Genomic DNA, 14,602 nt, shown 5'->3' with positions numbered 1-14,602 from the left:
ACGCGGGTCGGACCGGGTGCCGTACGTCGGTGTCGTACGTACGTTCGAAACTTGGTCTATGGTGGAGGCGGGGGATGTGAGAACGGATCGATTCAGGGTTTCAGGAGGTGCGTGTGCTCGGGTTCACGCATCTGCACACCGTCTCCGGGTTCTCCCCGCGGTACGGGGCCTCGCATCCGGAGCTTCTCGCCGAGCGCGCCGCCGAGCGGGGCATGGACGCCCTCGCGCTCACCGACCGGGACACCCTCGCGGGAACCGTCCGGTTCGCCAAGGCCTGCGCGAAGGCGGGGGTCCGGCCACTGTTCGGGGCCGAGCTCGCGGTGGGGGAGCCGGTCGCGGCGCGCGGTGCGCGGCGGCGGACCCCGGTGCGCGGAGGCGCCTTCATCGACGAGTCGACCCCGCGCGTGACCTTCCTCGCCCGCGACGGCGCCACGGGCTGGGCCGCGCTGTGCGGCCTGATCACCGCCGCGCACCGGAGCGGCGAAGGGCAGCCCGTGCTTCCGTGGGAGGAGAACCACGGCGACGGCATGACCGTGCTGCTCGGCCCCGCGTCCGACGTGGGGCGCGCTCTGGCCGCCGGACGCCCCGACCGGGCCGCCCGCCTCCTGGCCCCCTGGCGCGAGCGCTACGGGGACGCGCTGCGCCTTGAGTCCGTGTGGCACGGCCGCGAAGGCACCGGACCCGGTTCGCTCCGCCTCGCCGCCCGCACCGTCGGCTTCGCCGCCGAGCAGGGCGTCCGCCCCGTCCTGAGCAACGCCGTCCGCTACGCCGACGCGGGGCTCGGCCCGGTCGCCGACGTACTCGACGCCGCGCGCCGCCTCGTCCCCGTCGACCCGACCAAGGAACTCGACAGCGGAGAGCGGTGGTTGAAGGGCGCCGACGCCATGCTGGGCAACGCCGAGCGGATCGTGGAGGCGGCCGGTTTCCGCCGCGACACCGCCCACCGCCTCGTCGAGCAGACCCGGTCGGTCGCCGCCGAGTGCCTCGTCGACCCCGAGGACGACATCGGCATCGGCTCCGTGCGCTTCCCCGAACCGCATCTCGTCGGTGCGGGATGCCGCAGCGCGCAGCGCGTGCTCGCCTCGCGGGCGGCGGCGGGGATGGTCCTTCGGGGATACGACAGACGCCGCACGCGGCGCGCGTACTGGGAGCGGATGCACCACGAGCTGGACATCATCGCGTACCACGGCTTCGCCTCCTACTTCCTCACCGTGGCCCAAGTGGTCGACGACGTACGCGACTTGGGTATCCGCGTCGCGGCGCGCGGCTCCGGTGCCGGGTCCCTGGTCAACCACCTCATCGGCATCGCGCACGCCGACCCCGTCGAGCACGGCCTGCTCATGGAGCGGTTCCTGTCCACGCGGCGGGCCGTCCTGCCGGACATCGACATCGACGTGGAGTCGGCCCGCCGCCTCGAGGTCTACCGCGCGATCATCGGCCGCTTCGGCACCGAGCGGGTCGCGACCGTCGCCATGCCCGAGACCTACCGGGTCCGCCACGCCATCCGCGATGTGGGCGCCGCCCTCTCCATGGACCCGGCCGAGATCGACAAGATCGCCAAGTCCTTCCCGCACATCCGCGCGCGGGACGCCCGCTCGGCGATGGAGGAGCTGCCCGAACTGCGGGCGGTGGCAGGGGAAACGGAGAAGCACGGACGGCTGTGGGACCTGGTCGAGGCCCTGGACGCGCTGCCGCGCGGGGTCGCCATGCATCCGTGCGGAGTGCTCCTCTCCGATGCCTCACTGCTCGCGCGTACGCCCGTCGTGCCCACCAGCGGCGAGGGCCTGCCCATGTCCCAGTTCGACAAGGAGGACGTGGAGGACCTCGGGCTGCTCAAGCTCGACGTGCTCGGCGTGCGGATGCAGTCGGCGATGGCGCACGCGGTGGGGGAGGTCGAGCGGGCCACGGGGGAGCGGGTGGACGTGGACGCGGTGCCGCCGGGTGACCCGGCGACGTATCGGCTCATCAAGTCCGCCGAGACGCTCGGCTGCTTCCAGATCGAGTCGCCGGGCCAGCGTGATCTGGTCGGCCGCCTTCAGCCCGCGACCTTCCACGACCTGGTCGTCGACATCTCGCTCTTCCGGCCGGGGCCGGTCGCCGCCGACATGGTGCGGCCCTTCATCGAGGCCCGGCACGGCCGCGCGCCCATCCGCTATCCGCACCCGGACCTTGCGGGCCCGCTCAAGGAGACGTACGGCGTCGTCGTCTTCCACGAGCAGATCATCGACATCGTGAACATCATGACCGGCTGCGGGCGCGACGAGGCGGACCGGGTGCGCCGCGGGCTCTCCGACCCCGAGTCGCAGGGACGGATCCGGTTCTGGTTCGCGCAGCAGGCGGCGGCGAAGGGGTACGACGCCGAGACGATCGGCCGGACCTGGGAGATCATCGAGGCCTTCGGTTCGTACGGCTTCTGCAAGGCGCACGCGGTGGCCTTCGCCGTGCCCACCTACCAGTCGGCGTGGCTGAAGGCCCATCACCCGGCCGCCTTCTACGCGGGGTTGCTCACGCACGACCCCGGCATGTACCCGAAGCGGCTGCTGCTCGCGGACGCGCGGCGGCGGGGGGTGCCGATTCTTCCGCTGGACGTGAACCGGTCCGCGGTCGCTCACCGTATCGAACTGGTGTCTGATAACCCTGGGTCCCGGGATGTGTGGGGCCTGCGCCTCGCGCTCTCCGATGTCCACGGCATCAGCGAGGCCGAGGCCGCGCGGATCGCGGACGGGCAGCCCTACGCCTCGCTCCTCGACTTCTGGGAGCGGGCCAGGCCCGGAAAGCCGGTCGCGCAGCGGCTCGCGCAGGTCGGCGCGCTCGACGCGTTCGGCGCCAACCGCCGCGATCTGCAGCTGCACCTGACGGAGCTCCGGCGGGGCTCGCGGGGTTCGGGGGGCTCGTCCGGGGCTCAACTCCCCTTGTCCGGCGGGCGGAAGACGGCATCCGCGGGGCTGCCCGACCTGGACGACGCGGAACGGCTCAGCGCCGAACTCGGCGTCCTGGGCATGGACTCGTCGCGCCATCTCATGGGCGACCACGCGGAGTTCCTCCGGGAGCTCGGCGTGCTGACGGCCCGCCGTCTGCGGGAGGCCGAACACGGGGTGACCGTCCTTGTCGCGGGCGCCAAGGCGGCCACCCAGACCCCGCCGATCCGCTCCGGGAAGCGGGTCATCTTCACCACCCTGGACGACGGTACGGGCCTGGTCGACCTGGCCTTCTTCGACGACGCCCACGAACGGTGCGCGCACACCGTCTTCCACTCCTGGCTGCTCCTGGTCCGCGGAGTGGTGCAGAGGCGCGGGCCGCGCAGCCTCAGCGTGGTCGGCGCGGCGGCGTGGAATCTGGCGGAACTGGTGGAGCTGCGGCAGGAGGGCGGGCTCGATGCGGTGGGGGCGCGCCTTGCCGAGCCAGGCCCGGAAGGGGCGCCCGGGTCCGATGAGGCACCAGTGGACGACGGCCGACGTATCCGGATGTCCACGGGGTACGAGATGCACCCCTGGGCCGACCTCCGGCCACCCGGCGAACGGGCGGCGACAGGACGGAAGTTGTGGCACCAGAGTCCAGGGAGCGCGGGATGAGTACCCTTTGCGTGCGTTTTCTCCTGCCACCCATGTACGAGGCCGCCGTACCCCGGCTGCTCCTGCTGCTCGGCGAGTTCAGCCCCGTCGTCGAGGCGCTGCCGCCCGACGCCGCGCTTGTCGACGTGCGGGGAGCGATGCGCTACTTCGGGCGCGACGCCGTCGAGCTCGCCTCGGTGATCCGGGTGCGGGCGCTCGCCCTCCACGGGGTGGACTGCGTGATCGGCGCCGGGCCCGGGCCGATGCTGGCGCGGATGGCCGTGCGGGGAGCCGCGCCCGGGGTGACCCGGGCCGTGGGTCCGGAGCCCGGCGCCATCGCGGATTTCCTCGGGCCGAAGCCGGTCGCCGAACTGCCCGGGGTCGGCCGCGCCACCGCCCGCACCCTCTGCGGGTACGGGCTCGACTCCGTCGGCAAGGTGGCCGCCGCGCCGCTGTCCACGCTGCAACGCCTCGTGGGGGCCCGCGCGGGACGCGAGCTGCACGAGAAGGCGCACGGCGTCGACCGCACGCGTGTCGTGCCGAACGCCGCCGCCCGCTCCCTCGCCTCCGAACGTCCCTTCCCCCGAGACGAGTTGGACCCCACGCGACACCGCAGGGCACTGCTCTCACTCACCGATGAACTCGGTGCGCGGATGCGCGACGAGGATCAGGTGTGCCGCTCCCTGACCCTCACCGTGCGGTACGCGGACCGCTCCACGACGACCCGCACCCGTACGCTGCCCGAACCGACCGCGCACTCCGGCGCGCTGACCACGACCGCGTACGGGATGTACGAGGCGCTCGGCCTCCAGCGGGCCCGAGTGCGCGGCATCTCGCTGCGCGCCGAAGGGCTCGGGCCTGCCGAACAGGCCGCCCACCAGCTGATGTTCGACCCGGTGGACGACAGGGCGCGGCGGATCGAGGCGGTGGCCGACCGGGCGCGGGCGAAGTTCGGCCCCGGCGCGATCGTGCCGGGAACGCTGGCGGCGTGACCGGGTCTTCGTGGCTACAGATGTGGCCCACAGATGTGGCTACAGGCATGGCTGCATGTGTGGCTACATGTGTGGCTAGGGGGGCGCGGCGGTGCACGGACACGACCGCTTCGTCCGGCGGGCATCGGGTGGTCGGCCACACCTGGGGCGGCTCCGGTAGCCCGTGGGAGTACGACCGCGGGCCAATACCTCTGCGGGGGAAGGGCACATACGATCGGCGCATGGACATCGACCCAGGTCAGCGCACGGGCGAAGAGGCCGAAGAGGCCGAGGGGGCCGAGCAGGCCAAGGAGGGGCGGAGCCGACGCGTGCCCGGGCGCCTGTGGCCGTCGGTGCGCACGGGCCTGGCCTGGAGCGGGGCCGTCATCTTCCCGTTCGTCACGTACGTGACCTTCGACTACGGGCAGCACGGCTTCGACATCCTGATGGTCATCGCGTCGATCGCGCTGACGGCCGTGGTCGCGTCCCTCATCAGGCGCAGGCCGCTGCCGGCCCTTGCCTTCCTGCTCCTGGGCGCGGTGACGGCCACGATGGAGATGCGCAAGATCGAGGTCAGCTATCTCCAGACGCTCGCCGGGGTCTGCGCCGTCGGCTACCTCGCCGCCACCCGCCCGCGCCGCACCTCGATCGCCGCCGCCCTCATGGCGTTCACCACCCAGGCCGTCACCCTCTTCGCCTTCCCGCCCGACGGCGGCTGCCGACCCGCCACATACGAGGCGAACGGCTGCGGGACCTCGGGCTGGGCCGGCAACAACGGCGAGACCGTGGCGTTCATCGCCGTCGCGCTCATCGCCGCCTGGATGGCGGGAAGTTCGTCCCGTGAGCGCCGCACGCACGCGGACGCACTGCGCGCCCAGGCCACAGCCCGCGCCGTCACCGCCGAACGGCTGCGCATCGCAAGGGAGTTGCACGACATGATTGCCCACAGCATCGGCGTCATCGCCATCCAGGCGGGCGTGGGCAGCCGGGTCATCGACACCCAGCCCGCGGAGGCCCGCAACGCGCTCACCATCATCGAGGCCACCAGCAGGGAGACCCTCGCGGGGCTGCGCCGCACGCTGGTCGCGCTGCGCAGGCCGGAGTCGGAGCCGGGGACCGCCGACGACGCGCCGGACGTCGCCCGTGACACGCCCACCGCGGCACCCCGCGAACCGGCCCCGGGGCTCGCCGACATCGACCGTCTCGCCGCGTCGGCGCGGGACGCCGGAGTCCGCGCGGAGGTCCGCCGACTGGGGGAGCGCGCACCCCTGCCCCCCGACATCGACCTGGCCGCGTTCCGCATCCTCCAGGAGGCCCTCACCAATGTCGTACGGCACGCGGGAACGGACACCTGCCGGGTGACCGTCGAGCAGCGGGACGGCGAGCTGTCCCTCCGGATAGAGGACGACGGCCGCGGCGGCCGCCTGTCCGCGGGCACCGGGTTCGGCCTGGTCGGCATGCGCGAGCGAGTCGCCCTGCTGCGCGGCAGGTTCACCGCGGGACCGCGTCCTGAGGGCGGCTTCCGGGTGACGGCCCTGCTGCCCCTGCCGCCGGTGGAGGCCCGATGACCGGCCCCGCCGTTCGCGTCGGCCCCACCGTCAGCGTCGTACTCGCCGACGACCAGCCCCTCGTCCGCGCGGGCCTGCGCGTCCTGATGGCCGACACCCCTGACATCGAGGTCGTGGGGGAGGCCGGGACGGGCGCGGAGGCGGTCCGGCTGGCCCATGACGTACGCCCCGACGTCGTGGTGATGGACATCCGCATGCCCGGCATGGACGGCATCGAGGCCACCCGTCTGATCACGGCAGAGGCAGAGGCGACGCGCGTCCTGGTCCTCACCACCTTCGACGACGACGATTACGTCTACGGTGCGCTGCGCGCGGGCGCGAGCGGATTCCTCGTCAAGGACATGGCACTCGAGGACATCCTCGCGGCGATCCACGTGGTGGCCGCGGGGGACGGCCTGATCGCGCCGAGCGTCACCCGGCGCCTGATAGAGGAGTTCGCCGCGCGCCCCGATCCGGCGCCGCGGGCCCGGCGGACGGTCGAGGGCATCACCGACCGGGAGTGCGAGGTGCTCACGCTGGTGGGGCGCGGCCTGTCCAACGCGGAGATCGCGGCCGAACTCTTCATCACCGTGGCCACGGTGAAGGCACATGTGGCGCGGCTCTTCACCAAGCTCGACTCCCGGGACCGGGTCCAACTGGTCATCATCGCGTACGAGGTGGGGCTCGTGGCGCCCCCGCGCTAGGGCCCCCTCCGATGGATCTCCGCGGCGTCGCGACAGGCGCTTCGAGGCGACGACCGTGCCAGTACCTGCTGGAAGTTTTACCGACGCGTAACTTCACACTTTTACTACTCGCCCGTAATTTGTCGTGTGCACGGCATCCTCGTGATCCGGATCACAGGGCTCACCCATCGCAACTCCCTTGAGCCGCAAGGAGATCACCCGATGCTGCCCTGGAGACGAGCGCTCAGAGCGTTCACCGCAGCCCTTCTCATGACGGGCGCGCTCACCCTGACCGCCCCCACCGCCACCGCGTCAGCCGCCCCCTCCGCCCCCGCTGCCTCGTCGAGCGGCTGGAACGACTACGGCTGCAAGCCGTCCGCCGCCCACCCGCGCCCCGTGGTCCTCGTCCACGGCACCTTCGGCAACTCCGTCGACAACTGGCTCGTCCTCGCGCCCTACTTGGTGAGGCGCGGCTACTGCGTCTTCTCCCTCGACTACGGCCAGCTGCCCGGCGTGCCGTTCTTCAACGGGCTCGGCCCGATCGACAAGTCCGCCGAGCAGCTCGACGGCTTCGTCGACAAGGTACTGGCCTCCACGGGGGCGGCGAAGGCGGACCTCGTGGGCCACTCGCAGGGCGGCATGATGCCCCGCTACTACCTGAAGTTCCTCGGCGGCGCGCAGAAGGTGAACGCCCTGGTCGGCCTCGCGCCCGACAACCACGGCACCACCCTGCTCGGCTTCACCAAGCTGCTGCCCTACTTCCCGGGCATCGAGGACCTGCTCACCACCAAGACCCCGGGCCTCGCCGACCAGGTGGCGGGATCGCCGTTCCTGACCAAGCTCAACGAAGGCGGCGACACCGTCCCGGGCGTGCGCTACACCGTCATCGCCACCAAGTACGACGAGGTGGTCACCCCGTACCGCACGCAATTCCTGAACGGCCCCGGCGTACGCAACGTCACCGTCCAGGATCTGTGCGCCGCGGACCTCTCCGAGCACGTGGCGATAGGGATCCTCGACCGCGTCGCGCACCACGAGGTCGCGAACGCGCTCGACCCGGCGCACGCGACGCCGAGCACGTGCTTCTCCTGAACCGCTCCGCACGGACAGAGGGCCGCCGTCTCCCCGTGACGTACGAGGAGAGGGCGGCCCTCACGCCGCAGAACCCGGTCGACCGGGCTCGGCGGCGGCTCGGTGAACGCTGCTCAGCCGGTTCAGCGGCCGTGGCGCGCCGTCCGGCGGCGGGCCGTGCCGAACATGGCCGCTGCGCCGATGGCGAGCGCGGCGGCGCCGCCGATCGCGATGTACGGGGTGGTGCTGTCGCCGCCGGTCTCGGCGAGGTTCTCGTTGGCCGCCGCGACGGGCTTCTGGTCGCCGCTGTTCACCTCGGGCTGGTTGGCGGCGGTGTCGTCACCCGCGGCCGGGGCCGCCTCGGAGGCCTCGGCGCCCGTCTTGGCGTCGCTGTCGCCGTGGCCGTGGTGCTCGACGGTGGACTTGTCCGCGCCCGCGGCGATGTCCTTCTCGGAGGGGGCGGAGGCGGCCGGGGCCGGTGCTGCCGCCGTGCCGCCGCCGCTGTCCTTGCCGAAGACGACGTCGGAGCAGGTGTAGAAGGCCTCGGGGGAGTCCGAGCGCTGCCAGACCGAGTAGATCAGGTGGCGGCCCGACTTGGCGGGGACCTTGCCGTCGAAGACGTAGTCGCCGTTCTCCATCTTCGGGTCGGCGACGTCGACGAAGGGCTTCTCCTCCAGGTCCGACCACTTCAGGGGCTTGGTCGGGTCGTACGAGTCCTTCGTGATGTACAGCTCGAAGGAGCCCTTGTGCGGGGCGGTGCCCTTGTAGTGGAAGGTGTGGTTGCCGCCGGACATCTTGCTGGACGGCCAGTCGGCGCGCGGCAGGTCGAGCCCCTTGTACTTGTCGTTGCCCGCGCTGCACAGCTTCCCGTCGGGGATGATCTCCTTCGACTTGCCCGCGGCGTTGGCGATGTTCACGCCGTTCCAGTCGTAGAAGGCCTGCGCACCACTGGCCGCGACAGCCGCCTTGCAGGCAGCCGACGTCGGGGACTCCGGGCCCTCCTGGAAGCACGCGGAGACCCGGCTGACCGGGTCCGTCATCGAACCGTGCGCGGCGGCGGGGGCGGCCGAAAGGGCGGTCAGGGCGAGCGGGGCGATACCGGCGGCGGCGATCGCGGCGACCTTGCGACGTGCGGTCATGAGTGGTTCTCCTCAGCGGCGGTTCTGGGGGGCGGGGGACCCGAGACGGTTGCGAACGGCCGGTGCCGCCCCCCGATTGCGTGCGGCGCCGACGGTTCGTAACCGGCCCGGCGACGAGAAAACTAGCCGCTGAAATCGTCGAAATCGCCTGCTGGGAGGGGGTGATGGCGATCTTTATGGTGCGGTTAAGGGAGGGCTAACCGGGGGCTGAGGCTGGGTCCCGGAAGCACCTCTATGACCAGTACGTGAGCTACGTACCAGTCCGTGGGAGTCCGTTGAGATCCGGCACAGGTCACCCCCGTACACGGTGCGGCGCGACGCGAGCCACGGGTCTGCGAGAGGCGCGGGATAGGATTCGCGCCCTGTTGGCGAGCTGACGAATTGGGGAGAGCGGGCGTGGCCACGTACGCCGTAACCGGGCACATGGACTTGACCGACGAGAGCGTCGAGCTTGTACGCACGGCGCTGCGCGAGGTGTTCGTGCGGCACGCGGAGGGTGAGCTCGTCGGAGTGTCGTGCATCGCGGCCGGCTCCGATTCGATCTTTGCCGAGGAACTCCTCGCGGCCGGCGGGCGTCTCGTGGTCGTGCTGCCTTCGCACGACTACCGGCAGGCGAAGGTGAAGCCCGAGCACGCCGAGACCTTCGACCGACTCGTCGCGGCGGCCTCCGAGGTCGTCGTGATGCCGCACGAGACTGCGAACCGCTCGGCGTACGAGGCAGCGAACTCGGAACTGCTGAGGCGCGGCGATCGGCTGGTCGCCGTGTGGGACGGTGCTCCGCCGTCGGGCAAGGGCGGGGGCACGGCCGACACGGTGCTCGCAGCACGCGAGACGGGTCTCGCGGTTGATGTCGTATGGCCTGAGGGGGCTGGGCGCCGCGGCTGATACTCGGATGTCACCCCCGGACGCACGAGGGCATCAGGCGGCGGCGCGAAAGGCGTGATCCATTCTTGTGGCGTGAGGTGCCCGACGGAAGCATGAGCGCATGGCGGACAAGAGATGCGTTCACGAAATGCTGGTGGAGCAGTGCACGGAATGCGCTCCGGTCCCCGAGGGGTTGCCGTCCCACGTCTTCGTCACCGCAGGTGGACAGGTCTTCCATCGCACGACGCGCTGTGCGGGGCTGCTCGACGGGCAGCGGCAGGCTGGTCGCCAGGGCAAGGAGATTCACACTCCCCGAAGGAAGCCGCTCGCCGAGGCGAGGGCCAAGCTGGGCGCCTGTCTGATCTGCTTCCCCGGCTACCGTCCCGGCGCGACCCGCCCCTGACCGCGCACGCCCGGGCGGCTCACGCCTGATTCCGCCCACCGGGACGGTTCACGCCTGACTCCGCCCACCAAAACGGCTCACCGCACCCACCGATACCGCCGCTCCGGCCGCCCCGTCCCCCCGTACCGAAGCGTCACCTCCACCCGCCCCGTGTCCGCGAAGAACTCCAGATAGCGGCGGGCGCTGACCCGGGAGAGTGCCCCCTCCTGTGCGCACTCCGAGGCGGAGAGGCCGCCCGGATGTCTGCGCAGTGTCTGCTCGACTAGGTCGGCGGTGTGGGCCGCCAGGCCCTTCGGGAGTTCGCGGGAGCCGGGTGGGCGGGGGCCGAAGAGCTGGTCTATGTCCTCCTGGCGTGCTTCGTCGAGGCCGTCAAGGCGGGCCCGCAGCGCGGCCACGTGCAGCAACTGCTCCCGCAGCGCGGCCTGGTTGAACGGCTTGATCAGATAGTGCAGCGCACCGGCCCGCAGCGCCGCCCGCACGATCTCCGCGTCCCGCGCCGCCGTGATGAACAGCGCGTCCAGCGGCTGGCGGTCCCGGTCGCGCTCCTCCACGGCCCGCAACTCCCGTAGCACCGCGATGCCGTCCATATCGGGCAGATAGATGTCAAGGAGTACGAGATCGGGGCGCAGCCGCTCCACCGCCGCCAGTGCCTCCGTACCGCTGTGCGCCACTCCCACCACCGAGAATCCGTCCACCGCGGACACATAGCGGCTGTGCAGTTTGGCGACCATGAAGTCGTCGTCCACGACCAGCACCCTTGTCATCGCCGCAGGCTATGGGCCCGACCACAACGACCACAACGTCCGTTGATTCCGGAAGAGAGACAGCTTCTTAACGTCCAGGCAACATGTGGGCCACCTCACAGATATCCCCGTCCCCGCGGACCGCGGCCGGGTTCCCACCCCCACGGGGAACCCGGCCGCATCAACTCCCTCGTACCGAACTACGTACCGACAGGTGGTGGCACCCGTGCGTCTGCGCACACCCCTTGCCCTGCTCGGGGCCGCGCTGCTCGTGCTCGCCGGGCCGCCGCTGCTCTCCACGGGCAGCGGCGCCGAGACCGGCACACAGATCCCCGGCCTGCGCCTCATGGTCCCCAACACGCCGGGCGGCGGCTACGACATCACCGCCCGGACCGCGGCGAAGAACGCCGAGGACGCCGGACTCACCCACAACATCGAGGTGTTCAACCTGCCCGGCGCCGGCGGCACCGTCGGCCTCAGCCGCCTCGTCGGCGAGCACGGCAACGGCAAGCTCGCCATGTCCATGGGCCTCGGCGTCGTGGGTGCCGCACGCTCCAACGACTCGCCCAAGACCCTCGCCGACACCACCCCGATCGCCCGCCTCACCGAGGAGCCGGACGTCGTCGTGGTCTCCAAGGACTCGCCGTACAAGAACATCAAGCAGCTGGTCACCGCCTGGAAGAAGAACCCGGGCAAGCTCCCGGTCGGCGGCGGCTCTTCCCCCGGCGGCCCCGACCACCTCGCCCCCATGCTGATGGCGCGCGCCGCGGGGATCGACCCGAAGAAGGTCAATTACGTTCCCTTCGACGGCGGCGGTGAACTCCTCGCCTCGATCCTCGGCAAGAAGGTCGCCTTCGGCGTCTCGGGCGTCGGCGAGTACCTGGACCAGATCAAGTCGGGCGAGCTGCGCCTCCTCGCGACCACCGGACCCAAGCGGGCCAAGGGCCTGGACGGGCCGACCCTCAAGGAGTCCGGCTACGACGTGGACTTCACCAACTGGCGCGGCATCGTCGCCCCGCCCGGCCTCTCCGACGCCGAACGCAAGAAGCTCACCGGCCTGGTCAAGAAGCTCCACGACTCTCCACAGTGGCGCAAGTCCCTCAAGACCAACGGCTGGGACGACGCCTTCCTCACCGGCGACAAGTTCGGTGACTTCCTGGCCGAACAGGACAAGAGCGTGGTGTCCGTGCTGAAGGAGCTGGGACTGTGACGACGACGACCACCACCGAAACCCCGCCCGATGAGCGCGGCGGCGGCCGCCGTGCCTGGCTGCGCGAGCATTCCGAACTCGGCGTGTGCGTCATGCTGCTGGCCCTCGGTGCGCTCGTCCTCACCGACGCGCTCACCATGGACGTCGAGATCGCCCAGCGCGGCCCTATCGGCCCCAAGACGGTCCCGATCGTCGTGGGCGTCGGGCTCCTGGTCGTCGCCGTGATCCTCGCGATCGACGTCCTGCGCGGCGGCCGCGGCGAGGCAGAGGGCGGCGAGGACATCGACCTGTCGGAACCCGCCGACTGGCGCACCGTGCTGCTCCTCGCCGGCGTCTTCCTCGGCGCCGCCGTCCTCATCGAACCGCTCGGCTTCCCCATCGCGGGCGCCCTGCTCTTCTGGGGCGCCGCGTACGCGCTCGGCAGCCGTCACCTGGACCGCGATCCGCTCATCGCGGCAGGGCTCTCCCTCCTCACGTACGTCGTCTTCAACAACCTGCTCGGGGTGCCGCTGCCCGGCGGACCACTGATGGGAGTGCTGTGACATGAACGCCTTCAACTCCCTGATGGACGGCTTCGGTACGGCCCTCACGCCCATGAACCTGCTCTGGGCCGCCGTCGGCGTGCTCCTGGGCACCGCGATCGGCGTTCTGCCCGGCATCGGCCCCGCGATGGCGGTGGCACTCCTGCTCCCCGTCACGTACGGCCTGGAGCCGACCGGCGCGTTCATCATGTTCGCGGGCATCTACTACGGGGCGATGTTCGGCGGCTCGACGACCTCGATCCTCCTGAACACCCCGGGGGAGAGCGCCGCGGTGGTGGCGGCGATGGAAGGCAACCCGATGGCCAAGGCGGGGCGCGGCGCACAGGCGCTCGCCGCCGCGGCCATCGGCCACTTCGCGGGCGGCATCATCGGCACGACCCTCCTGGTGGCGCTCGCGCCGACGGTCGCGAAGCTCGCGGTCGACATCGGGGCGCCCGACTACTTCGCCATCATGGTGCTCGCGTTCATCGCCGTGACGTCCGTCCTCGGCTCCTCGCGGGTACGAGGAATCGCCTCGCTCCTCATCGGTCTCACCATCGGCCTGGTCGGCCTCGACCAGATGACCGGACAGCAGCGCCTGACCTTCGGCTCGCTCCAACTCGCCGACGGCATCGACGTGGTGATCGTCGCGGTGGGCCTCTTCGCCATCGGCGAGGCCCTGTGGGTCGCGGCCCATCTGCGGCGCACGAGCGGCGAGGCGATCCCGGTCGGCCGCCCCTGGCTGGGCAAGGCAGACGTGAAGCGCACCTGGAAGTCCTGGCTGCGCGGCCCGCTCATCGGCTTCCCGTTCGGCGCGATCCCCGCGGGCGGCGCGGAGATTCCCACCTTCCTCTCGTACGTCACCGAGAAGCGCCTGTCCAAGCACAAGGACGAGTGGGGCAAGGGCGCGATCGAGGGAGTGGCGGGCCCCGAGTCCGCGTCATCGGCGTCGGCCGCGGGCACCCTGGTCTCCATGCTGACACTCGGCCTGCCCACGACGGCCGTCGCGGCAGTGATGCTCGCCGCCTTCCAGCAGTACGGGATCCAGCCCGGGCCGCTCCTCTTCGAGCGCGAACCGGACCTGGTGTGGGGCCTGATCGCGTCCCTCTTCGTGGGCATGGTCCTGCTCCTGGCCCTGAACCTGCCCCTCGCCCCCATCTGGGCGAAGCTGCTGCGCATCCCCAGGCCCTACCTCTACGCGGGAATTCTCTTCTTCGCGGCGGTGGGCGCGTACGCGGTGGGCGGCGAGGCCCTCGACCTGGTGATCCTGCTGATCATCGGCCTGATCGGCTTCGGCATGCGCCGCTACGGACTGCCCGTCCTGCCGGCCGTCATCGGCGTCATCCTCGGCCCGAACGCCGAGCAACAGCTGCGCCGCGCCCTGCAGATCAGTGACGGCAGCGTCAGCGGCCTGTTCGACACGCCCTTCTCGATCACGGTGTACGTGATCATCGCGCTGATCGTGCTCTGGCCGCTCGTGAAGAAACTGCTGGTGCGGGGCAGGAGCAGTGACGTAGACGTAAAGGCATGACCGACGACAGCCGCCACGCCGCCGCAGCCATCCGGCCCGCCACCGCCGCCGACGTCCCCGCCGTGAAGGCGGTGACGGACGCGGCGTACCACCCCTACATCGAGCGCATCGGTGTCGTGCCCGTCCCCATGGAGGCGGACCACGCGGCGGACGTGGCGGCGGGGCGGGTGTATGTCACCGGCGACCCGGTGGTGGGCGTCCTGGTCCTCGTCCCGCACGAGGACCACCTGTTCCTGGACAGCGTCGCGGTCCACCCCGAGGCGGGGGGGGGGGGGGGGGGGGGGCGGGGGGGGGGGGGGTTGGGGGGGGGGGGGGGGGGGGGGGGGGGGGGGGGGGGGGGGGGGGGGTGGGGCCTGCCAAAAGGTGTG

At 71.5% G+C, this 14,602-nt stretch carries 12 protein-coding genes and 1 pseudogene; 11 read left to right on the top strand and 2 right to left on the bottom strand.

Features of this window, described 5'->3' with window-relative positions; all coding sequences use genetic code 11:
• Positions 1 to 113: 113 nt before the first annotated feature.
• The 5 genes from ACZ5CR_RS33040 (at position 114) to ACZ5CR_RS33020 (ending at position 7,844) form a co-directional block, all read left to right on the top strand.
• Positions 114 to 3,572, top strand: coding sequence for a DNA polymerase III subunit alpha (locus ACZ5CR_RS33040; RefSeq protein WP_468864299.1), 3,459 nt, complete (start codon positions 114 to 116; stop codon positions 3,570 to 3,572).
• A complete protein-coding gene (locus ACZ5CR_RS33035) occupies positions 3,569 to 4,543 on the top strand; it encodes a DNA polymerase Y family protein (protein WP_468864297.1) in 975 nt (324 codons plus the stop codon). Before ACZ5CR_RS33040 ends, ACZ5CR_RS33035 begins: the two co-directional genes overlap by 4 nt.
• Before the next feature lie 221 nt (positions 4,544 to 4,764).
• The gene (locus ACZ5CR_RS33030; RefSeq protein ID WP_468864294.1) at positions 4,765 to 6,090 is read left to right on the top strand and encodes a sensor histidine kinase; all 1,326 of its coding nucleotides are present in this window, start codon (positions 4,765 to 4,767) and stop codon (positions 6,088 to 6,090) included.
• On the top strand, positions 6,087 to 6,773 hold the full coding sequence (locus ACZ5CR_RS33025) for a response regulator (RefSeq protein ID WP_468864292.1): 687 nt from the start codon (positions 6,087 to 6,089) through the stop codon (positions 6,771 to 6,773). The genes ACZ5CR_RS33030 and ACZ5CR_RS33025 overlap by 4 nt, the downstream gene beginning before the upstream one ends.
• Positions 6,774 to 6,974: 201 nt before the next feature.
• Positions 6,975 to 7,844 carry an esterase/lipase family protein gene (locus tag ACZ5CR_RS33020; protein WP_468864290.1) on the top strand — a complete coding sequence of 290 codons (870 nt, stop codon included), beginning with the start codon at positions 6,975 to 6,977 and terminating at the stop codon, positions 7,842 to 7,844.
• Between the two features lie 122 nt (positions 7,845 to 7,966).
• On the opposite strand, the gene ACZ5CR_RS33015 is transcribed toward ACZ5CR_RS33020, so the two are convergent.
• Positions 7,967 to 8,962, bottom strand: a complete 996-nt coding sequence (locus ACZ5CR_RS33015; RefSeq protein WP_468864287.1) for a lytic polysaccharide monooxygenase auxiliary activity family 9 protein — start codon at positions 8,960 to 8,962, stop codon at positions 7,967 to 7,969.
• Positions 8,963 to 9,358: 396 nt separating this feature from the next.
• Between ACZ5CR_RS33015 and ACZ5CR_RS33010 the strand changes: the two genes are divergently transcribed.
• Positions 9,359 to 9,847 (top strand): hypothetical protein, encoded by a 489-nt coding sequence (locus tag ACZ5CR_RS33010; protein ID WP_468864285.1) that lies wholly within the window; start codon positions 9,359 to 9,361, stop codon positions 9,845 to 9,847.
• A 100-nt stretch (positions 9,848 to 9,947) separates the two neighbouring features.
• Complete coding sequence (locus ACZ5CR_RS33005) at positions 9,948 to 10,229, top strand: hypothetical protein (protein WP_468864283.1); 282 nt, start codon at positions 9,948 to 9,950, stop codon at positions 10,227 to 10,229.
• Positions 10,230 to 10,306: 77 nt separating this feature from the next.
• Here the strand turns inward: ACZ5CR_RS33005 and ACZ5CR_RS33000 are convergent, their stop codons facing one another.
• Positions 10,307 to 10,993, bottom strand: a complete 687-nt coding sequence (locus ACZ5CR_RS33000) for a response regulator (protein WP_468864280.1) — start codon at positions 10,991 to 10,993, stop codon at positions 10,307 to 10,309.
• 205 nt (positions 10,994 to 11,198) lie between these two features.
• Between ACZ5CR_RS33000 and ACZ5CR_RS32995 the strand changes: the two genes are divergently transcribed.
• The 4 genes and pseudogenes from ACZ5CR_RS32995 to ACZ5CR_RS32980 all read left to right on the top strand — a co-directional run.
• Entirely contained in the window at positions 11,199 to 12,182 is a 984-nt protein-coding gene (locus ACZ5CR_RS32995; protein WP_468864431.1) for a Bug family tripartite tricarboxylate transporter substrate binding protein, read from the top strand.
• Positions 12,179 to 12,724, top strand: coding sequence for a tripartite tricarboxylate transporter TctB family protein (locus ACZ5CR_RS32990; RefSeq protein WP_468864279.1), 546 nt, complete (start codon positions 12,179 to 12,181; stop codon positions 12,722 to 12,724). Before ACZ5CR_RS32995 ends, ACZ5CR_RS32990 begins: the two co-directional genes overlap by 4 nt.
• A gap of 1 nt (position 12,725) precedes the next feature.
• The gene (locus ACZ5CR_RS32985) at positions 12,726 to 14,234 is read left to right on the top strand and encodes a tripartite tricarboxylate transporter permease (protein ID WP_468864278.1); all 1,509 of its coding nucleotides are present in this window, start codon (positions 12,726 to 12,728) and stop codon (positions 14,232 to 14,234) included.
• A pseudogene (locus ACZ5CR_RS32980) lies at positions 14,231 to 14,602 on the top strand (hypothetical protein); the annotation flags it as partial. The gene ACZ5CR_RS32985 and the pseudogene ACZ5CR_RS32980, both read left to right, overlap by 4 nt.

The sequence above is a fragment of the Streptomyces sp. NPDC031274 genome (assembly GCF_055570235.1).
Note: the sequence above shows the minus strand (reverse complement) of the source record. Positions and strands in the feature narration are given on the sequence as shown.